This is a genomic window from Plantactinospora soyae, from assembly GCF_014874095.1.
Lineage (GTDB): Bacteria > Actinomycetota > Actinomycetes > Mycobacteriales > Micromonosporaceae > Plantactinospora > Plantactinospora soyae.
Genome location: NZ_JADBEB010000001.1, coordinates 1,922,530 through 1,942,302 on the forward strand (window position 1 = coordinate 1,922,530; position 19,773 = coordinate 1,942,302).

The 19,773-nt window shown below is 70.9% G+C and carries 17 protein-coding genes; 11 read left to right on the forward strand and 6 right to left on the reverse strand.

What is annotated here, in order from left to right; translation table 11 throughout:
• Window positions 1–76: 76 nt before the first annotated feature.
• On the forward strand, window positions 77–1,003 hold the full coding sequence (locus tag H4W31_RS08565; protein WP_192766169.1) for an aminoglycoside phosphotransferase family protein: 927 nt from the start codon (window positions 77–79) through the stop codon (window positions 1,001–1,003).
• Between the two features lie 46 nt (window positions 1,004–1,049).
• Here the strand turns inward: H4W31_RS08565 and H4W31_RS08570 are convergent, their stop codons facing one another.
• Complete coding sequence (locus H4W31_RS08570; RefSeq protein ID WP_192766170.1) at window positions 1,050–1,976, reverse strand: CPBP family intramembrane glutamic endopeptidase; 927 nt, start codon at window positions 1,974–1,976, stop codon at window positions 1,050–1,052.
• 99 nt (window positions 1,977–2,075) lie between these two features.
• The gene (locus H4W31_RS08575; RefSeq protein ID WP_192766171.1) at window positions 2,076–3,047 is read right to left on the reverse strand and encodes an alpha/beta hydrolase; all 972 of its coding nucleotides are present in this window, start codon (window positions 3,045–3,047) and stop codon (window positions 2,076–2,078) included.
• A gap of 77 nt (window positions 3,048–3,124) precedes the next feature.
• Between H4W31_RS08575 and H4W31_RS08580 the strand changes: the two genes are divergently transcribed.
• Window positions 3,125–3,679 carry a helix-turn-helix domain-containing protein gene (locus H4W31_RS08580; RefSeq protein ID WP_192766172.1) on the forward strand — a complete coding sequence of 185 codons (555 nt, stop codon included), beginning with the start codon at window positions 3,125–3,127 and terminating at the stop codon, window positions 3,677–3,679.
• A 75-nt stretch (window positions 3,680–3,754) separates the two neighbouring features.
• Here the strand turns inward: H4W31_RS08580 and H4W31_RS08585 are convergent, their stop codons facing one another.
• Window positions 3,755–4,756 carry a phosphotransferase gene (locus H4W31_RS08585; RefSeq protein ID WP_192766173.1) on the reverse strand — a complete coding sequence of 334 codons (1,002 nt, stop codon included), beginning with the start codon at window positions 4,754–4,756 and terminating at the stop codon, window positions 3,755–3,757.
• 213 nt (window positions 4,757–4,969) lie between these two features.
• Here H4W31_RS08585 and H4W31_RS08590 point away from each other — a divergent pair, with 213 nt between their 5' ends.
• The 4 genes from H4W31_RS08590 to H4W31_RS08605 all read left to right on the forward strand — a co-directional run bounded on the left by H4W31_RS08590 (window position 4,970) and on the right by H4W31_RS08605 (window position 8,972).
• Window positions 4,970–5,494, forward strand: a complete 525-nt coding sequence (locus H4W31_RS08590) for a SigE family RNA polymerase sigma factor (RefSeq protein ID WP_192766174.1) — start codon at window positions 4,970–4,972, stop codon at window positions 5,492–5,494.
• Window positions 5,491–6,669, forward strand: coding sequence for a TolB-like translocation protein (locus H4W31_RS08595; protein WP_192766175.1), 1,179 nt, complete (start codon window positions 5,491–5,493; stop codon window positions 6,667–6,669). Before H4W31_RS08590 ends, H4W31_RS08595 begins: the two co-directional genes overlap by 4 nt.
• A 192-nt stretch (window positions 6,670–6,861) precedes the next feature.
• The gene (locus tag H4W31_RS08600) at window positions 6,862–7,374 is read left to right on the forward strand and encodes a hypothetical protein (RefSeq protein WP_318783093.1); all 513 of its coding nucleotides are present in this window, start codon (window positions 6,862–6,864) and stop codon (window positions 7,372–7,374) included.
• 68 nt (window positions 7,375–7,442) lie between these two features.
• Window positions 7,443–8,972, forward strand: a complete 1,530-nt coding sequence (locus tag H4W31_RS08605; protein WP_192766177.1) for a flotillin family protein — start codon at window positions 7,443–7,445, stop codon at window positions 8,970–8,972.
• A 57-nt stretch (window positions 8,973–9,029) separates the two neighbouring features.
• Here H4W31_RS08605 and H4W31_RS08610 read toward each other — a convergent pair whose 3' ends face one another.
• The 3 genes from H4W31_RS08610 to H4W31_RS08620 all read right to left on the reverse strand — a co-directional run bounded on the left by H4W31_RS08610 (window position 9,030) and on the right by H4W31_RS08620 (window position 12,351).
• Entirely contained in the window at window positions 9,030–10,148 is a 1,119-nt protein-coding gene (locus H4W31_RS08610; protein ID WP_192766178.1) for a hypothetical protein, read from the reverse strand.
• Window positions 10,149–10,160: 12 nt separating this feature from the next.
• Window positions 10,161–10,766: a hypothetical protein gene (locus H4W31_RS08615; protein ID WP_192766179.1), complete on the reverse strand. Its 606-nt coding sequence runs from the start codon at window positions 10,764–10,766 to the stop codon at window positions 10,161–10,163.
• A 157-nt stretch (window positions 10,767–10,923) separates the two neighbouring features.
• Window positions 10,924–12,351, reverse strand: a complete 1,428-nt coding sequence (locus H4W31_RS08620; protein ID WP_192766180.1) for a CCA tRNA nucleotidyltransferase — start codon at window positions 12,349–12,351, stop codon at window positions 10,924–10,926.
• A 334-nt stretch (window positions 12,352–12,685) separates the two neighbouring features.
• Between H4W31_RS08620 and murJ the strand changes: the two genes are divergently transcribed.
• The 5 genes from murJ to trxB all read left to right on the forward strand — a co-directional run bounded on the left by murJ (window position 12,686) and on the right by trxB (window position 19,773).
• Window positions 12,686–14,404 carry a murein biosynthesis integral membrane protein MurJ gene (gene murJ / locus H4W31_RS08625; RefSeq protein WP_192766181.1) on the forward strand — a complete coding sequence of 573 codons (1,719 nt, stop codon included), beginning with the start codon at window positions 12,686–12,688 and terminating at the stop codon, window positions 14,402–14,404.
• 503 nt (window positions 14,405–14,907) lie between these two features.
• A complete protein-coding gene (locus H4W31_RS08630; protein ID WP_192766182.1) occupies window positions 14,908–16,527 on the forward strand; it encodes a protein kinase family protein in 1,620 nt (539 codons plus the stop codon).
• 223 nt (window positions 16,528–16,750) lie between these two features.
• Window positions 16,751–17,551 carry an RNA polymerase sigma factor SigM gene (gene sigM / locus H4W31_RS08635; RefSeq protein ID WP_404825699.1) on the forward strand — a complete coding sequence of 267 codons (801 nt, stop codon included), beginning with the start codon at window positions 16,751–16,753 and terminating at the stop codon, window positions 17,549–17,551.
• Entirely contained in the window at window positions 17,548–18,633 is a 1,086-nt protein-coding gene (locus H4W31_RS08640; protein ID WP_192766183.1) for a hypothetical protein, read from the forward strand. The genes sigM and H4W31_RS08640 overlap by 4 nt, the downstream gene beginning before the upstream one ends.
• Before the next feature lie 183 nt (window positions 18,634–18,816).
• Entirely contained in the window at window positions 18,817–19,773 is a 957-nt protein-coding gene (gene trxB, locus H4W31_RS08645; protein ID WP_192766184.1) for a thioredoxin-disulfide reductase, read from the forward strand.

Sequence of the window (19,773 nt, forward strand, 5' to 3'; positions counted from 1 at the left end):
GTTTGTCGGGTGATGCCGGCCACCCGGACCCGGTAATTTGCTGGCCGGAACCGGGCCCGGAGGTCAGGATCGCGGCATGGCATCGACTTCCGCGGACGGCCGTGCCGGCATCGACACCGCCCTGGTACGCCGGCTGCTCGCCGCGCAGTTCCCACAGTGGAGCGCCCTGCCGGTGACGCCGGTGGAGGTCGACGGTTGGGACAACCGGACGTACCGGCTGGGCGAGAAGATGACCGTACGGCTGCCCACCGCCGCCGGCTACGTCCCCGCGATAGCCAAGGAGAACGAGTGGCTGCCCCGACTCGCGCCGGCGCTGCCGGTCGCGGTGCCGCCGGTCCTGGCCATGGGCGCGCCGGACGCCGGGTACCCCTTCCCGTGGTCGGTGCGCGGCTGGTTGCCCGGCCAGCGGGCTGATCGGGGGCGCATCGACGACATGCCTGGGTTCGCGGTCTCGGTGGCCGGGTTTCTCCGTGCCCTCCAACGCTGCGACACCGCCGGTGGCCCGCCGGCCGGCGAGCACAGTTTCTACCGGGGAGCCTCGCCCGCCCACTACGACCAGGAGACTCGACGCTGCCTTGCCGCGCTGGCCGGCCGGGTCGACACCGCCCGCGCCGCCGCCGTCTGGGACGCCGCCCTGGCCGCCGAGTGGCGGGGCGAGGCCGTGTGGTTCCACGGCGACGTCGCCTCGGGGAACCTTCTGGTCCGGGACGGCGAGCTGGCGGCGGTCATCGATTTCGGCACCTCGGGCGTCGGGGATCCGGCGTGCGATCTCGTGATCGCGTGGACGATGTTCTCCGGCGACAGCCGGGACGCCTTCCGACGGGCGGTCGGCCAGGACGAGGGCACCTGGGCCCGAGCCCGAGGCTGGGCCGTGTGGAAGGAACTCCTGGTCCTGTCCGGCCGCATCGACACCGATCCGGAGCAGGCCGCCGTCAACCAGCGCGTGATCGGCGAGATCCTCGCCGACCACGACCGCTTCGGCCAGGCCACCGTTACGGCCTAGCCGAAGCGTCCCGCTCCCGGCGGCCCGGTCAGGCCGCCCGAACCGATCAACCGTGGGTTCGACCCATCCGGTACGTCGCGTCGGGGTCGACCTGGCCGGCGGGGCCGACCGGGTACGGATTGGCGTCCACCCGGTACGGGTCGGCGTCCACCTGAACCGGCAACTCCGGCCGGCGATCGCGGTACGACGCGAGCAGCGTGAGCGCGACGATGACCTGCACCGCCACGATGAATGCCAGCGTCATGGGCGACTTGACGCCCAACAGCGCGATCGTCGTGTTGACGCCGAAGTGGACCGCGATCGCCGCCAGCACCCCGGCCCGCTCGTAGGCGTACCCGATGAGCAGTGCCATCGGGATGACGTTGACCGAGAACAGCAGCCCGTTCCAGCTGATCAGACCGAACTCGGCGTGAATCGTTCCGGGGATGAAGAACAGCGGCAGGTGCCACACCGCCCAGGCGGCACCCATCAGCAGGCCGACCTGGAGGCGGCTCATCGACGCCCGCAGTCGTGGGTACGCCGTGCCACGCCAACCGGGCTCCTCGGCCAGCGGACCACCGATCAGCATGCTGATGAAGAACGGCACAGGTCCGCCGACAGTCGCGATCAGACTCTGCCCCGACGTGAGACTCAGCTCCGGACCACCCAGGAGGTACGCGAGCAGCGCGCCCGCCAGCACGGTCGCCGACGCCATCGCCAGCAGGGGCAGTACCCAGAACAGTCGCATGCCCAGCCGGAGTCTCACCGTACGGGCAGGTACGGGTTGGCGGAGCCGGGCGCGGCGTGCCCGGACCACGATCGCTCCGATCGTCGGGCCGAAGCCACCGAGCAGGAAGAAGATGGCGGTGGGGAAACTCGTCGTCGATCCGCCGAGTGCGATCGCGGTGAACCAGAAGACTCCGGTCCACGCGAACGTGACAGCGAAGAAGAGGGCAAGACCACTTTGCCGGCTGGCGGGGGTTGCGATAGTCACGCCTTTTCCCTTTCCGGGGGTGTCGCACGAAGGGACCACGATCGCCTCGTGCGGGAAGCGAGCGGAACTGCACAAAAGGGGTCGGACCAGGGGCTCTGACTAGGGGGTTGCCCGTTCCGTCCGGGGAGTTCCGTCCGCGTGCGCGGCGCGAATCTCCTGAGGCCTGTCCTGGAGTCGCTGGGCGAGCCAGCCGGCCACCTGCGCGAGCAGGTCGGCGTCGACCGGCTGGCGCAGCAGCCGGGGATAGGAGCGCACCGACGGACGGCCGGGGTCCCGGCGCAACACGTGGGTGAGGTCGGGGATCCGGTGGACCTCGACGGCGCCGGGCACCAGCCTGCTGATCTCGTCCAGGTCCGCGGGATCGACCTGGATGTCCTTGTCGCCGGTGATCGCCAGGACGGGGACCTGGATTTTCGCCAGTTCCGGGCGCGGGTCGTGGTGGAGCATCTCCCGCATCCAGCGGGCGTTCATCCGCATCCCGGCAACCCGTACGACGTCCGTGCTGCTCCTCTTGATCCGAGCCAGTTGCCGGGCGGCCAGGGTACGCAGGAGTGGCAGCAGCGGCCGTACCGGCGCAGGAAGATCACGGGCGATCATCCGGGCCTGCCAGCGCAGGGCGTCCTCGCCCAGCCGGGCGAACCCGGCCAGCAGCACCACCGCGCCGATCCCCGGGTGCGTGCCGAGGGAGATGGCGTGCAGGGCACCCTCGCTGTGCCCGACGACGCCGATGGCGTCGGCCCGGATCTCGGGTCGCCCGGCCAGGGCGCGTAGCGCGGCGGCGGCATCGTGCCGGTTCTCGGCGAATCCGGTCGCGAGCCAGTCGCCGGCCGTGGCGCCCACGCCGCGCCGGTCATAGCGCAGCGTGGCGATTCCCACCCTCGCCAGCGCGGCGGCCAGCGGCGGTCCGAGTTCCATCCGGAGCCGAGGGCCGGTGTTGGCGTCGCGGTCCAGCCGCCCCGACGCGTGCAACAGCAGGACCGCCGGGTGCGGCCCGGGGCCCGCGGGCAGGGTCAACGTGCCGACCAGGGGCAGTCGGTCATCCGCGATGACCGACATGTCGACATCCTGCATGTCCCACCTTCCATTATTCTCGATACTGCGAACATTCCCGTCTGTGGGAACATTATCGTATGTGGGAACATGGGGTCATGGCAACCGCAGACCTTTTCCTCCACCCCGTACGGATGCGCATCCTGCAAGCGCTGTTCGACGCCGACCCGCTGACCACCGCACAGCTGCGCGATCGCCTGCCCGACATCCCGGCCGCGACGATGTACCGGCAGATCGCCGTCCTGGCCGACGCGGGCGTACTGGAGGTGGTGGACGAGAAACGGGTACGCGGCACGGTGGAACGCAGCTACCGGGTACGCGACGAGCACGCGGTGATCGACCCCGCCGCACGATCGGCGATGACCCGGGAGGACCACCAGCGGGCGTTCACCACCTTCTCGGCATCGCTGATGGGTGACTTCCACCGCTACCTCGCCCATGAGGACGCCGATCCGACCTACGACGGGGTGGCCTACCGACAGGCCGCGGTATGGCTGACCAGGGAGGAGTTCGCCGCGATGGTCGAGGAGATCGAGCACGCGGTCGTCTCACGGATCGGCGGCACCCGGGACGGCGACCGGATACGTCACGTCGTCAGCCTCGTCGTCGTACCGGACAACCCCGCGCCGAAGCCGGCGCCCGGCGCCAGCTGAGCGTGCCCGCCAGGTGCACGAGGTGTTAGGAAGGGGCCCTTCTTCTACAGAAAACGATAAGAAGGGGCCCTTCCTTCACGGGGTGAACGACAGCGCGCACTCGGTGTGATGCGCCGCGATCTGCAGCATGAAGGCCCGGTCGGAGAAGTCGCCGTCGAGCAGCCGCAGCGGTCCCGCGACCAACGACAGGTGCCGGGCGAGTCGGTAGAAGCGCAGTCGCCGCTCGTCGAGTTCGTCGGCGGGCCGCAGCAGGCGGTAGTGCTCGCCGAAGCGCATCCACAGGAAGACGTGCTCCCACTCGACGTCGAAGAACATCAGCCCCTCGATGTCGATCAGCACCGGAGCACCGTCGCCGTCCACCAGCACGTGATCCGGCCCGAGCTCGCCGTGGATCAGCCCGTACGTCGTCCGGGGTGCGATCACGTCGGCCAACTGGTGGAGCAGTTCGGTCAGCCGTACCCGGTCCCGGGCGATCCGCTCGTCCCGGCCGGCGGCCTCGGCGAGGTCGGCGAGCGCCCCGTCCAGCACCAACCGCACCGACGACCGGTGCTCGGGCGCCGAATCGACCGCCCTGGCGACGGCCGCGACCTTGCCTATCCGCGACGTCCGGTGCTGACGCATCGCCGTCAGGGCCTCGCCGAGCCGGGCGACGGTGCCGGCCATCGCCGCCGGGTCGGCCGCGAGTCGCCGCTCCAGGTTCGCGCCCCGAACGTCCTCGACCAACGCCACGTCCGCCGGATACAGGTTCCGGCTCCGATCGAGGAACAGGACCGTCGGCGTACGGACTCCGATCGCGGACAACGTGTCGCTCGCCGCCTCGAACAACTCGCTGCCGGAGGCGTCCGAGAACGGGTCGTCGAGCGGGTCGCCGTCGGTCTCGCGTCCCGCCGGCCAGAAGTTCTCCTCGGCGCTCCAGACGTAGACGACCACTGTGGACCGATCGTCCAGGGTCAGTCGGTAGACGCCCTTCTTCGTACCGCCGCGCAGCCGGTCCACCGCGTCGATCCGGCGTACGGGTCCGAGGCCGGCCCGGACCACCCCGGCCAGCCGCTCCCGGTCGGCGAACTCCCGCCGCATCTCGCACCTCCCACTGACGCCGCCGGACAGTATGGCGGCCACGAGACGGATGGGTGCGGCGGGTTGGCCACCCGGGTCCGACCAGCACCTTCCCGAACCGGTACGGCTACCGTTGCGGCGGCGACCGGACCCGACGAAGTCTCCGATCGAGATGCCCGCCGACCGAGGCAAACTTTCCCCGGTCCTCGACGTCTGAGGAAGGGGAGGTGCGTTGTGGGCCGGACGTCCGAGCGGGAGTTCACCGCTTTTGTCCATGAGCGTGGCGATGTGCTGCTGCGTGTCGCCCAGGCGCTCGCCGGTGACCGGTACTCCGCCGAGGACCTGCTTCAGAACGCCCTGGCCAAGGCGTACGCCCGATGGCCACGGATCCGGGGCGACGCCGAGCCGTACGTCCGGCAGATCCTCTACCACGACCAGGTCTCGGCCTGGCGCCGTCGCGGTCGGCGCCCGGAGGTGCCGCACGCCGAGGTGCCGGAGCCACCGGCCGCCGACACCCAGCACGACCACGAGACGGCGGTACGGATTCTGCTCCGGGACGCGCTGCTGATGCTGCCACCCCGGCAACGGGCCGTACTGGTGCTCCGATATCTGGAGGACCAGTCGGTCGAGCAGACCGCCACCGCACTGGGCTGCCGACCGGGCACCGTCGCCAGCCAGGCGTCCCGGGCGCTGACCAAACTGCGGCAGTTGGTGCCGGAGTTCGCCGAGATGACGGACCGAGAGGAGGCGATCCGATGAGTGGGGACAACGCGGAGCGACTGCTGCGTGGGGCCGTACGCGATCTGGCGGGTGACCCGCACCAGACGCCGGACCTGGCCACCGTCGCGGTGAGCCGTGGTCGGCGGATCCGGCGACGCCGTCAGGTGGGTACGGTCGCCGCCGCGTTCGTCGCCGTCGCGGCCATCGCCGCGCCGTACGTGCTGCTGCGGCCGGACCCGGGGCCGCCGGGCTATCCGATCGCCGGACAGCCGGCCACCTCCGCCACGGCCGCCTCCGCCACGACCGGCACCGCCGGACCGGCGCCGACCGCGGCCCCGGAGCCCACCATCTGGCGGGACTGGGAGAGCAGCCCGGTGAAGGTGCCCGGTGGGTGGATCGTGACCGGTGCGACCACCACCGGTACCCCGGTCAGCAACTGGGCGTACGACCGCACCCGTGGCCGCTACGTCGACACCTCGCAGGACTACTCCTCGGTCTGGACGGCGCCACAGGGCAGGCTGGCGGCCGTACGCAAGACCAGCCGGCCCGGCGAGACCGGCCTGCTCGACATCCCCACCGGCAAGGTCAGGTGGATCCGGACCACCTCCGAGATTCTCACTCCACAGTGGTCGCCGGACGGAACCCGACTGTTGATGACCCTGATGGAAGGGGGCACCGGAGATTTCTCCTTCGGCGTGCTGACCGTCGCGAACAGCTCCTTCCGCCGGCACGCGGTACGGCCCGACAGGTTCGAGTGCACGGACCTGTGCCGCTTCACCTGGGTACCGAGCGGCAAGGAGGTGGCGTTGCCGATGACGGACCCCGCCGCGCCCCGCTCGGAGTCGGCACCGCACCTGCGGCGCGGGTTGCAGCTCTTCTCCGCCGCCGATGGCACGCCCACCCGGCTCCTACCGGTCCGGGGCAACGTCTCCGGTCCGTCGGCGTGGTCCCCGGACGGTCGGCTGATGGTGGTCGCGGGGCAGGAGACGACGCAGCTCGTTTCGGTCGACAAGGGGACGGTGATGCACGAGATGCCGTCGGCCGACGTCACCTGGATCGACGAAAAGCGGCTGCTCTACCTGGACCGGAAACTCAACCCCGGCAGCTCGATCGACGTCGCGGCGGTGCTCGTCGACCTGAAGGGCACCGAGATCGCGCGGACCGTACTACCGGCGGAACTCGCCGGGACCGACGTCCTGATCGCGCGACGGTGATCGGCGGGTAACGATCCGGTACGCACAACGCCGGGCCTGGTAAGTTTTCCACCCATTCGGTACCGGAAGCGGTTACTGTCGCACGGACGTCCGGCCGAGGTGGGTGTGCGGTGACCAGGCCCCGATCCGCTACCCACCGGCCGGCGTCCGAGTCCGCCCGCTGATTTGCCACTACCAGCTACCTTCCAGGTTGTGGCAACGGGGACTCTGATCTTCCTCATCATCGGCGGTTCCGGCGTCGCGCTGCTCCTGCTCGCCTTACTCGGCACGGAACTCGCCCACCTCGGTAACCCCGACATCGACGGCCCGATCAGCCTGGAGGCGATCGCCGGATTCGCCGGTGTGCTCGGCTTCGGCGGGGCGATCGCCTCCGAACTACTGAACGCCCGCAGTTTCAACCAGCTCGTCGTGGCCGGCGGCATCGGCGCGATGGCGGCGGTGCCCGCCGGGTGGCTCGCGAGCCGGCTGTCCCGGGCCGCCCGCAACATGCACACCGACGCCACCCCCACCCGCAACGACCTGGTCGGGTCGCTCGGGGTGGTGGTCACCCCCATCCCCAACGGCGGCTACGGCGAGGTGCGGGTACGCGTCAGCGGCCAGCCGGTGAAACTCAACGCCAAGTCGGAACGTCCGATCGCGATCGGCGCCCAGATCTTCGTCGTCGAGGCGTTGAGCGAGACCAGCGTCCTGGTCGAGACCTACTGACCTCGGTAAGCCCCCCGCAATTCCGCCTCCGTCACCACGCCCAATCGCGATCCGAAATGGACGGTGTCATGCTGATTCTCATCGCCATCGGCGGAGCAGTGCTCCTCGTTCTCATCCTCGTCATGTTCGTGCTCTCCCGGATCAAGGTCGCCGGCCCGAACGAGGCGTTCATCGTCACCGGCCGCAAGGGGCGTACCACCCAGACCGCCGACGGCAGCCGGTCCACCGACATGTCGGGGCAGAAGGTCGTACTCGGGGCGTCGGTCTTCGTACTGCCGGTGGTGCAGAAGTTGCAGTCGCTCGACCTGTCCAGCCGGCGCATCGACGTCAGCATCAAGGGTGCGGTCAGCAAGCAGGGCATCCGGGCCGAGCTGCACGGCGTCGCGATCGTCAAGGTCGGTGGGACCGAGGACGCGATCCGGGCCGCCGCGCAGCGGTTCCTGCACCAGCAGGACGAGATCGAGAGCTTCACCCGCGAGGTGCTCGCCGGTGCGCTGCGCTCGATCGTCGGCCGACTGACCGTCGAGGAGATCATCCGGGACCGGGCGGCGTTCGCCAGCGCGGTGGCCGAGGAGGCCGAGCACTCGATGACCAACCAGGGTCTGGTGCTCGACACGTTCCAGCTCCAGGACATCCTGGCCGAGGGCTCCTACCTCCAGGACCTCGGACGGCCGGAGGCGGCCCGGGTGCTCAAGGACGCGGCCATCGCCGAGGCCCGCGCCCGGCAGCACGCCGAGACGGAGCGGCTGCTCGCCGAGGAGGCCATCGCCGAGGCGAACCGAAACCTGTCGCTGAAGCAGGCCGGGATCCAGGCCGAGATCGACGCGGCGAAGGCCCGGTCGGCCGCCGCCGGTCCGCTCGCCCAGGCCGAACGGGACCAGGCGATCCTCTCCGAGCAGCAGAAGGTCGCCGAGCGCAACGCCGAACTCAAGCAGCGGCAGCTCGACACCGAGGTCCGCAAGCCGGCCGACGCCGCGCGGTACAAGGTGGAGCAGGAGGCCGAGGCGTCCCGCAACGCGGCGGTGCTGCACGCCGACGCCCAGCGGCAGTCCACCATCGCCGCCGCACAGGCCGTCGCCGAGCAGTCCCGGCTGACCGGTGAGGGCGAGCGGGCCCGCCGGGCGGCGCTGGCCGAGGCCAACGCGATCGAGGGTGCCAAGGAGGGTGAGGCCGAGCAGCGGCGTCGTACCGCCATCGCCGAGGCCGTCGAGCGCGAGGGGCAGGCGGAGGCAACGGCGATCCTGGCCAAGGGCCAGGCCGAGGCCGAGGCGATGTCCCGCAAGGCCGAGGCGTTCGCGACGTACGGCGAGGCGGCCGTGCTCGACCTGCTGGTGAAGGTGCTGCCGAAGGTCGTCGAGGCGGCCAGCGCGCCGGTGAGCGCGATCGACAAGATCACGGTCATCTCCACCGACGGCGCCTCGTCGCTGACCAAGGCGGTCGCGTCCAACGTCGCCCAGGGGTTGCAGCTCGGCACCGACCTGACCGGGGTCGACCTGACCGGGCTGCTGGCCCGGCTCGGCGCGGCACGGGTCGGCGACGACCAGGTCGTCGACGGCACGCTGACCAACGGCGGCAAGTCGGTCGAGTCGAAGAGCTGACCCGCGCCGTCCCACCCGCGGCCCGGTACCGGAGCACCTCCGGTACCGGGCCGGTCGCTACTGCACGTCGAGCCGGAACGGCAGGTCGGGGCAGCTCTCGCAGACGAAGATCCGCATCGCACCCCAGCGCCCGACGACTACTCCGGTCGGCATCGCCTCCGACCCCTCCAGCCCAGCCTCCTCGACCGGGCGCCACCGCTCGCGGGTACCGCCGTCGTACTCGGACGAATCGATCACCAGCGCCAGGGTGGTCGGGCCGGCACAGCTGCGACAGGGAGTCGGAGACAGGTCGGTGACGTTCCACTTGGCGTACCCGCCGACCTTCCAGCCGGGCACCATGAAGGTGGTGACGTAGTCGACGCCGTGGTCGCCATCGCCATCGCCATCGGCGTCGTCGTCGCCGTCGCCGTCGCCGTCGTCGTCGTCATCGTCGTCGTCGGACTCCCACTCGTCGATCCGCTCGGCCAGCTCGGCCGGCAGCTCCTCCGGGTACGGGTACTCGACGACCTGCTCCGGATGCAGCCGGCACGGCCGGGGCAGGTAGCCCTTGTTCCCGACGTCGCCCCGGGGCGGCGGGGCGTCGGGTCCGGTCACGTCCGCCTCCCGCCGCCACCGCAGCCGTACCGCCGGACCCCACAGGTTCGCCTGGACGTGCTCGAAGGGACACCACAGCACCTGCAACAGGTCCGCGCCGCCGGGCCGGAGCAGATCCGGGATGTCCTCGGCCCGCAACTGCGCCACCGCCACCATCGGATTGGGCCGGGGATGTGGACGGGGAACGTACCGGTAGCCGACCACCGGTCCGTCGTTCACCGACCCGAAGCCGGTGTAGCCGGGACCGACCAGACGCGCGATCTCGTCGTACAGCTCCGTCTCGCCCTCGGCCATCACGTGCCGCGGCCGGGTACGGCGGGACCCGACCGCCCGGAGCCGGTCCAGCAGTTCGAGTGGAATCGGCACCTCCTCCCGGACCTGGTGTGGCAGCTCGCAGGTGGGCCAGGGCTCGTCCGCCGGCCAGCGCAGCGGCCCGCCGACATGGCTCTGGGTCGCCTCGACCGGACCCGGACGGGGATGCAGCCGGGTGGTGGTCCGGCCGAACCTCTCCAGCCCGGGAAGGCGGGTCAGCGCGTCCGCCGGCGGTGGTGGGGTGCTCAGCACGTCGTCGGGTTCTCCCATCAAGCGTTCTGGTCAGCCTGACCGGACGTACGACGTGTCGAAGATCAGAGACTTCTGCGTCAGTGAGTTCCCGGCACAGGTGTAGCTGGACGGTTCGGTGGAGGCGGTGAAATCCTGCCACGGTCCCGGCGTACCACCGCCGACCAGGAGCCGGACGTTGGCCTGGGAGCGTACGTCCGACAGCTCGATCCGATCGGCGGCGAGCAGGTAGCGGTAGCTGACCGTACCCCGCAACTCCAGGACGACGTCCTGCCCCGCGTAGTCGCCCCGGTAGACGGTGCCGGTGCCGTAGTCGACGATCCCGCTTCCCTCGGCGCTGAGCGAGAGCGTGGAACCGACCCCGCCGGTGAATCTCAACCGGCCCACCCCGGGTACGTCGACCTGTTCGCTGTGCGAGGTCACCCGCCAGGCCCCGACCAGACAGTCGACCCCGCCGCCGGGTGCGGCGGCCACGGTCGGGGTGGGCGGGGGTGATCCGGTGCCGTCCGCGCCGCCGTCCGCGCCGTGCCGGAGCACGAGTACGACCACGATCGCGACCACCAGGCCGACCAGCGTCGACGCCAACGCCACCATCGGAACCAGGAAGGACCGGTTGCCCGGCCCGCCCGAGACCGCCACGGTCACCTCCCCGGCCGTTGCACGTCATCGGGAACGGTAGCGGATATTTCGGACGGTCGATGACCCGGGTGTGCCGGCACCCTTGTGGCAGGGAAGGCGTCCGCACTGCGCGGAACCGGCCCGCTCGGCCGCTGGAAGTGGTACGACAGTTCGGGCGTCAGCCGGTGACGCCCTGGTCGCGGGCCCAGCGCTGCAACTCGGCCTCCGCCTCGTCCCGGGTCAGCGGCCCGCGTTCCATGCGCTGCTCCTTCAGGTGCCGCCAGGCCCGACCGACGATCGGCCCCGGGGGTACGCCGAGCAGTTCCATGATCGCGTTGCCGTCGAGGTCGGGGCGTACCCGGGCCAGGTCCTCCTCCGCCGCGAGCCGGGAGATCCGGTCCTCCAGGGCGTCGTAGTCGGCGGCCAGCGCGGCAGCCTTGCGGCGGTTCCGGGTGGTGCAGTCGGACCGGGTCAACTTGTGCAGCCGGGGCAGCAGGGCACCGGCGTCGGTGACGTACCGCCGGACCGCGGAGTCGGTCCACTCGCCCCGGCCGTACCCGTAGAACCGCAGGTGCAGCCCGACCAGCCCGACCACCTGGCTGATCACGTCCTTGGGATAGCGCAGCGCCTTCATCCGCTGCTTGGTCAGCCGGGCCCCGACCACCTCGTGGTGGTGGAAGCTGACCCGACTGTCCGGGCCGACCGCCTTGGTCGCCGGCTTGCCCACGTCGTGCATGAGCGCGGCCATCCGCAGCACGAAGTCGCAGCCGTCCTCCTCCAGCCCGACGGCGTTGCTCACCACGGTCAGGGTGTGCTCGTAGACGTCCTTGTGCTGGGCGTGCTCGTCGATCTCCAGCTTCAGCCCGGACAGCTCCGGCAGGAACCGGTCGGCCAGGCCGGTGTCGACAAGCAACCGCAGCCCGGTGATCGGGTCCGCCCCGCAGAGCAGCTTGGTGAACTCGTCCCGGATCCGCTCGGCGGTGATCCGGTCCAGGTCCGTCGCCATCGCCCGCATCGCCGCCCGGACCGGCGGATGCACGGCGAACCGGAGCTGCGCGGCGAACCGGGCGGCCCGGAGCATCCGCAGCGGATCGTCGCCGAACGACTCCTCGGGGGTACCCGGGGTCCGGATCACCTGGTCGGCGAGGTCGTCCAGTCCGCCGTGCGGGTCGGTGAACTCGTGGTCGGGCAGGCTGACCGCCATCGCGTTGATGGTGAAGTCGCGCCGCCGCAGGTCGTCGCCGAGGTTGGTGCCGTACTCGACGACGGGGTTCCGGCTCACCTGGTCGTACGACTCGGCCCGGAAGGTGGTGATCTCCAGGCGCAGTCCGTCGCGCTGCGCGCCGATCGTGCCGAACTCGCGCCCGGTCTCCCAGGTCGCCTCGGCCCAGCCCTTCAGCAGCCGCAGCGTCTCGTCCGGATGCGCGTCGGTAGCGAAGTCGAGGTCCTCGCCGAGCCGGCCGAGCAACGCGTCCCGGACCGACCCGCCAACCAGGTGCAGTTCGTGGCCGGCGGCGGCGAACCTGCGGCCCACTTCGTCGGCGACGGGAGACACCCGCAACAGCTCCGCGACGGCGTTGCGCTGGGCGGTGGTCAACCGGGTCATTCGGGGCGCCGATCCTGCGGAGTCCGGCCCGGGGACGACCGACTCCGTACCCTCCGGACCGGGTGGCCGGGTCGACTCCGGTCCGCCGGACCGGAAACCGGTCGGGGCGGACGCGCCGGGACCGGGCGACCTGGTGCGCGACGGTGTGGAACGGTCAGCGTTCGGGGCGGATGTTTCGGACATGGGATCGCCAGCGTAGCGGGCCGACCGGTGCCGCGTGGCGGCGGGCACACCGGGCGGAAGCGACGCGCCCCGGCAGAACGGTGACCGGGTTGACTAAGGTTCCAACAGTGCCGGCGGGTGCCCTGCCCGCCGTACCCCTTGGGAGGCTGACATGGCTGGCGGGCTGTACCGCAGCGCGAATGCCATGCCGGAGGGGGTTCCGCCGCCCCCGGACGGAGCGACGCTGATCTCGGCCACCCCGGCGATCGAGGGCACCAACCCGCCGCCCGAACCGGGCGGCAACGCCGCCGGCAACAGCGCGATGATGGCGGCCTTCAGTCTGATCAGCCGGGGTACGGGCTTCCTCCGGCAACTGATGATCGTGGCGACGCTGGGCCTGAGCCTGGTAGGCAACGCCTACACCACCGCCCAGATCATTCCCGGCATGGTCTACGAGTTCCTGCTCGGCGGCATCCTGAGCAGCGTCCTGATCCCGGTGCTGGTACGCCGCCGCAAGGCCGATCCGGACGGCGGGCAGGCGTACACCCAGCGACTGCTCAGCCTGGCGGTGCTCATCCTCGGTGGCGCCGCGCTGCTGGCGGTGCTCGGCGCCTCGGTGCTGACGACCATCTACGCCGGACGGCAGGGCCAGGACTACCGGGAGCTGGTCACCAACCTGTCCCGGCTGCTGTTGCCTATCCTCTTCTTCTCCGGAGTGAGCGCCCTGCTCACCGCGGTGCTCAACACCCGGGGCCACTTCGCCGCGCCGGCGTGGGCGCCGATCCTGAACAACGTGGTGGTGATCGCCACCTGCGGCCTCTACATCGCCATCTTCGGCGCCAAGACCGTCCAGCCGGAGGAGATGGGCCTCGGCCGGGTACTGGTGCTCGGCGGGGGCACCCTGCTGGGCCTCGTGGTGCAGACCGCCGGCATGCTGCCGGCGCTGCGCAAGGTCGGGTTCCGCTGGCGCTGGCGGTTCGACTTCCGGGCGCTCGGGCTGCGCGAGCTGGGCCGGCTCGGCGGCTGGATGTTCTGCTACGTCGCGGTGAACTCGTTCGGCCTGATCGTGCTCTTCAACCTGCTCAACGAGGTGAAGGACAAATCCGCCGGCCCGCTGGTCTACAACAACGTCTTCCTGCTGCTGATGATGGCGCACGGCATCATCGCCGTCTCGATCATCACCGCGCTGCTGCCGAGGATGAGCGCCGCCGCCGCCGACGGCCGGTACGCCGACATAGCGGCCGACCTGAGCCGGGGCACCCGTACGGTGACCGCGGCGCTCGCCCCGATCGCGGTCTGCTACGCGGTTCTCGCCGACCCGATCGCGAAGGCCCTGTTCGACTACGGCGCCGCCCAGGGCGGGTCCGGCACCACCGGTCCGGTACTGCTGGTCGCCGCGCTCGCGCTGATCCCGTTCGCGGTCAGCCAGCTCTTCACGTTCGCCTTCTGGGCGATGCCCGACACCCGGATGCCGGCGCTGATCAACGTGCCGGTGGTGGCCGTACGGGTGCTGGTCCAGGTGATCGTCTTCGCCGCCTTCTCCACCTCGTTCCTGGCCGCCGGGATGATGATCGGGAACGCCGTCTCGTACATCGCGGCGGCGGCGATCTCCGCCTGGTTCCTGCGCCCCCACATCGGTCAGATCGGAGTCGCCGCGATCATGCGGACGTTCGGCCGGGTCCTGATCGCCGCCGTCGGCGCGACCCTGGTCGGGCTGCTCGTGGTGGCGTTGCTGCCCGGCGAGGCCGCGTCGAACCGGTGGCTGGCGTTCGTCGAGGTGGCCGTCGGCGGTGCGGTGATCGGCGGGACGTACCTCGGGCTCGCGATGCTGCTGCGAATCCGGGAGATAACGGACCTGGTCACCATGGTCCGGCGCCGACTCGGCCGGTGAAAGGGGTCGGTTGGGCTCCGGGGCGTACCTGGGGAAGCGGTTGTGGATAACTCGTCCTATCCGGGCCGCAGCAAGGTGAATCGCCTGTGGATAACGGCGGGTCAGGATCGACTCACTCGGCGTCAACCTATTGGTGGCGGACCCGGATACCCCGGCCCCGCTCGATCCGGCATACTTCCGGCGCGCGGGGGAAGGTGCCGGGTGCACGGCGGTACTCCGGACGACCGGAGTGCCGGGACCGACTGCGACCGGCACACCGACCCGGTAGCAAACTGTTGAAATTAACCTATAGATTGCTAAACGCACGAGCCATCAGGCGGACCCAGCGGGCGATCCGGCGCGCTTCCCGACACTTCCGGCAGCTGGTCGGCCTACGGCCGCAAGATGACGTGTCGGGGATTAGTCAGACCCGGGTAAGGTCGCTCTCGACGGGTGCGGCTAGCGCCTAGGCTAGGAGAGCCGGTGGCCGTCCGATTCCTTCGAAGGCGGAGCGGGAAAGCCAGATGCCTAGCAGCACGGGTCCATCGATCGACACGATCACCGAGGGAGGACGGGTGACCCAGGTCGGCGAAGGTCAGGAGGCGGACGAGGTAGCTCCCTCTGTGATGACCTTCGGTGCGCCCGCCGTCGGTGAGGTCCTGGCCGAGCGGTACGAGCTTGCGGAGCACATCAACGACGACAGCGCCGGCCGCCAGGTGTGGCGTGGCGTGGACGTGATCCTGCGGCGGCCGGTGGCCGTCGTACTGCGCTACCCCGGCGGCGACTCCGCGAAGGAGATGCTCCAGGCCGCCGTGGCGGCGAGCCGGGTGATCCACCCCAACCTCGTCGGCGTCTACGACGCGATCGACGAGGAGGACCGGGCGTACGTCGTCCGCGAGTGGGTGGACGGGCACTCGTTGCGCGAACTGGTCGCCGACGGAGTCCTCGACCCGGCCCGGGCCACCAGCATCGCCCACGCCATCGCCGGTGCGATCTCGGCCATCCACGCCACCGGCATGGTGCACGGCAACCTGCACCCCGGCACCGTGATGGTCGGCGACGACGGTCGGGTGGTGCTCGCCGACGCCCGCACCGACGGCGCAGACACTCCCGAGACCGACGTACGCGCGGTCGGCGGCGTCCTCTACTACGCGCTCACCGGCCATTGGCCGCACGCCGAGGCGTCCCTGACCAGTGGCGAGGGCCGCCGGGCCCGCACCGCCCTGGCGGACGCCGTCCGCGACGCCAGCGGCACCATCGCGGCGCCCCGACAGGTCCGTGCCGGCGTACCCGCGTACCTCGACGACCTCACCATGGACCTGCTCGACTCCCAGCTTCCGGTGCCGTCCTCCGACATCCTGGCCGCCGAGTTGAGCCGGCTGGACGCCGCCGCGGAGGAGCAGTACCTCGACAGCGGCCCGCTGCGTTTCACCTCCGGCGACGACGGCGGCCCCGACCTACCGGCGACCGGTGGCCGGAGAATGCTGATCGGCGTGGCCGCGCTGTTGGTGGTCGCCCTGGTCGGCCTGATCCTCGGCATCAACGCGCTGGTCGGCGGGAGCCCGGCCGACGACCAGGCTGGGCCGACGCCGACCGCCGGGACCAGCAACGAGCCCGCCGCCGCGGGTGATCCGGATCCGCCGCTGGCCAAGCCGCAGAAGGTCGCCCTCAAGGGCAGCCAGGTACGGGTCATCGACCCGGGCGGCACCCGCACCGAGCTGGACGGTGTGGAGAAGGTGGTCGACGGCAATCCCAACGAGGCGTGGGAGACCGAGACCTACAAGACCGACTCCAAGTTCGGTAGGAACAAGCCCGGCATGGGGATCCTGATCGACCTCGGCGAGCTCCGGTCGGTCACCAGCGTGCAGGTGCAGCTCTCCGAGGGTGGCGCCTCCGCCGAGCTGCGCTCGGGAGACAAGAACTACGACGCCAACAGCGCCGGAGACAAGGACCTCGTCGAGGCGTACAAGAGGGTCGGTCTTCCGATCGACAAGTCCGACGGCTCCGGTGCCACCATGACCTTCAGCTCGTTCGAGCCGGACCAGAAGTACCGCTACCTGCTGCTCTGGATCACCGACCTGCCGGAAATCGACGCCGGCAAGTACAAGCTCGGCGTGCAGGAGATCACGGTCAATAGCCGGTGACGGGGCGGTCACCCCGACGACTGATGCGCCCTTCGGTTATCGTGCGGCCATGACCGGTGCGTTGGGTTCCGACGCCGCCGGCCAGACCAGCTCGCCGTCCGCCCATCCGTGGCCGTCGACCGAGCCGGTCCGGCCGGCAGGTCAGGCCGTCGACCATCTGGACGACGGTGACCCGCCCGGCCGGCCCGAGACGTACCCGCCGCACGCCCATCCCGCACGCGAGCTGCCCACCCAGCCGGCGCACGACCTTCCGGTCCAGCCGGACGGCTCAGAGCCTCCGGCCGGCACGGTGTACCCGGATGACGCGGGACGCAGCGACGTCGAACTGCTCCAGGCTCACGTGGCCGGCGACCGGGACGCGTTCGCGGTGCTGTTCCACCGGCACCGGGACCGGCTCTGGGCGGTCGCACTGCGCACCGTCGCCGATCGGGAGGAGGCGGCGGACGCCCTCCAGGACGCGCTGCTCTCCGCACACCGGGCGGCGGCCCGCTTCCGTGGCGAGGCCGCCGTCACCACCTGGCTGCACCGGATCGTCGTCAACGCCTGCCTGGACCGGATCCGACGACGCCAGGCCCATCCGACCGTGCCGCTGCCCGACAGCACCCGGCCGACCGGTACCAGCCGCTGGGCCGGCGGCGTGGAACCGGCCGCGCCGGCCACCGATCACGACACCACGCTCGTCGTACGGCAGGCGCTCGCGGAACTGCCGATGGAGCAGCGGGCCGCCCTCGTCCTGGTCGACCTACAGGGCTATCCGGTCGCCGAGGTCGCCGAAATCCTCGGCGTCGCCGAGGGCACCGTGAAGAGCCGCTGTGCGCGCGGCCGGGCCCGGCTCGCCGTACTCCTCGGTCATCTGCGGTCCGGAGGTGACCCTGAGCCCGACGCCGGGGTGCCGTCGGTCACCAGCGGGAACCTCGGACCCGGCAACCGCGTCCGATCGGGGCCGAGCCGGCTCGGGGCGGACCGGCGGCAGGCGCAGGACCGGAGCCAGCGCCAGCGCGACCAGGACCAGGAGGAATCGTGACCGGGGGCCCGTTCAGGGAGGTCGATCCCGACCTGCTGGCCGACTATGTCGGCGGCGCGCTGGACGGCACCCCGGAGGAGGCTGAACTCGCCTGGCTGATCGACGAGGACCCCATCTGGGCGGAGGCGTACGCCAGCCTGAGCGCCGGCATCGACGCGGTACGACTCGACCTGGGCGCCTGGGCCACTGAGCCGATCTCGATGCCGTCCGCGGTGACCGAGCGGCTCGCCGCCGTGATCACCCGGGCATCGCTGCCTACCGAAACCAGGCCAGCCGCGCCCGAAACCGGATCAGCCGCGCCCGACACCTCGGCCGGGCCGACCGATGCCCCGGACGAGGACGACGCCGATCCGGACGATTCGGTACCCGTCGTCCGCCGGCCCCGGCGCTCCGGCGTACCGGTTCAGGCTGGTGGCGCCGCTCCGCACGGTTCCCGGGGACCCGGCCGGCAGCGGCGGTGGATGCGACGGATCGCCGGTCCGATCCTGGTCGCCACCGTCGTGGCCGGCTTCGCCGGGTTCGCGGTCAGTCGTCTCCTCCTCGACAGCGGCGCCCAGGACGGCGCCACGAGTACGGCGCTGAGTTCGGCGGACAACGGAGCCGAGCAACCCGCCCCGGCGCTGGGCTCGGGCCCGCCCCGGGCGGTAACCGAACCGTCCGCCGAACGGGTGCTGACCACCGGAACCGACTACAACCCCACCTCGCTCCCCGACACCGCCTCCGCGTTGACCAAGCGGGTCACCTCGAACGAGCGGGCCGGCGCGACCACACCGGTCACCGAAGCGCCGGGAACGATGATTGACGGCGGACCGACCTCCGCCACGCCGTCGCGGAGCGTCTCCGGGCTGGAGCGGTTGACGGACCGGACCGTCCTCGCCGCCTGCCTGGACGCGATCGCGGCGAGACACGCACAGGGACCGATCGCGGTCGAGTTCGTGGACTACGCCACGTTCCAGGGCACGGCCGCCCTGGTCGTCGTCTTCACCGACCGGTCCGGGGCCCGCTATACCTGGGCCACCGGGCCGAACTGTGGAACGTCGGCCTCTGGCGCGGACGTCACATATCAGACCCGGGTAGGCTGAAACAACGCCTCATCGGCCGTTTCGTCGACGCAGTGACATGACCCACCGGATGACCGGCTCGGGAATCCCCGGTTAATACGATGACGTTCAGGCTTGCAGGTGCCGGTGCAGTTCAGGGCCGGCGCTCGGACAGCCGTCGGCGCCAGGCGCCGGTGGCGCAGAGACATACATCGGGAGACGGCAGTGGACGAGGTCCGCAACCTGATCATCATCGGCTCTGGGCCGGCCGGCTACACGGCTGCGGTCTACGCCGCGCGCGCCAACTTGAAACCGCTGGTCATCGAGGGTGTGCAGTCGGGCGGTGCCCTGATGACCACCACCGAGGTGGAGAACTTCCCCGGCTTCGCGGACGGCATCATGGGCCCGGAGCTGATGGACTCGATGCGCAAGCAGGCCGAGCGGTTCGGCGCCGAGTTCCTCACCGACGACGTCACCCGGGTCGAACTTGTCGACACGGGCGTTCCCGGTTCCGGGGCGGTGAGCACGGCGTACGTCGGCGAGACGGCGTACCGGGCGAAGGCGATCATCCTGACCACCGGCTCCGCGTGGCGCCCGCTGGGTGTGCGGGGTGAGCAGGAGTACCTCGGACACGGTGTCTCCTCCTGTGCGACGTGTGACGGGTTCTTCTTCCGTGGCCAGGAGATCGTGGTCGTCGGCGGCGGCGACTCGGCGATGGAGGAGGCGACGTTCCTCACCAAGTTCGCCAGCAAGGTGACGATCATCCACCGCCGTGACGAGTTCCGGGCCAGCAAGATCATGGCCGACCGCGCCCTGGCCAACGACAAGATCCGGGTCGAGTGGAACAGCGTGGTCGAAGAGGTGCTCGGCGACGACGGCAAGGTCTCCGGAGTCCGGCTGCGCAACGCGCACACCGGCGAGGCCAAGACGCTGGACGTCAGCGGGGTGTTCGTGGCGATCGGTCACGACCCGCGCAGCGAGCTCTTCCGGGACCAGGTGGAGCTGGACGCGGAGGGCTACGTGCAGGTCCAGGCCCCGACCACCCGGACGAACATCCCGGGCGTCTTCGCGGCCGGTGACCTCGTCGACCACACCTACCGCCAGGCGATCACCGCAGCGGGTACCGGATGCGCCGCCGCGCTCGACGCGGAGCGGTTCCTCTCGACGTTGGAAGAAGACTGA

What these genes read in the sequence shown, in the direction of transcription:
- H4W31_RS08585 (WP_192766173.1), bottom strand. Translation starts at nt 4,756, where the DNA reads ATGCGGCGGGAGTTCGCCGACCGGGAGCGGCTGGCCGGGGTGGTCCGG.
- H4W31_RS08565 (WP_192766169.1), top strand. Translation starts at nt 77, where the DNA reads ATGGCATCGACTTCCGCGGACGGCCGTGCCGGCATCGACACCGCCCTG.
- H4W31_RS08610 (WP_192766178.1), bottom strand. Translation starts at nt 10,148, where the DNA reads ATGGGAGAACCCGACGACGTGCTGAGCACCCCACCACCGCCGGCGGAC.
- H4W31_RS08620 (WP_192766180.1), bottom strand. Translation starts at nt 12,351, where the DNA reads ATGACCCGGTTGACCACCGCCCAGCGCAACGCCGTCGCGGAGCTGTTG.
- H4W31_RS08595 (WP_192766175.1), top strand. Translation starts at nt 5,491, where the DNA reads ATGAGTGGGGACAACGCGGAGCGACTGCTGCGTGGGGCCGTACGCGAT.
- murJ (WP_192766181.1), top strand. Translation starts at nt 12,686, where the DNA reads ATGGCTGGCGGGCTGTACCGCAGCGCGAATGCCATGCCGGAGGGGGTT.
- H4W31_RS08575 (WP_192766171.1), bottom strand. Translation starts at nt 3,047, where the DNA reads ATGCAGGATGTCGACATGTCGGTCATCGCGGATGACCGACTGCCCCTG.
- H4W31_RS08580 (WP_192766172.1), top strand. Translation starts at nt 3,125, where the DNA reads ATGGCAACCGCAGACCTTTTCCTCCACCCCGTACGGATGCGCATCCTG.
- H4W31_RS08605 (WP_192766177.1), top strand. Translation starts at nt 7,443, where the DNA reads ATGCTGATTCTCATCGCCATCGGCGGAGCAGTGCTCCTCGTTCTCATC.
- H4W31_RS08630 (WP_192766182.1), top strand. Translation starts at nt 14,908, where the DNA reads ATGCCTAGCAGCACGGGTCCATCGATCGACACGATCACCGAGGGAGGA.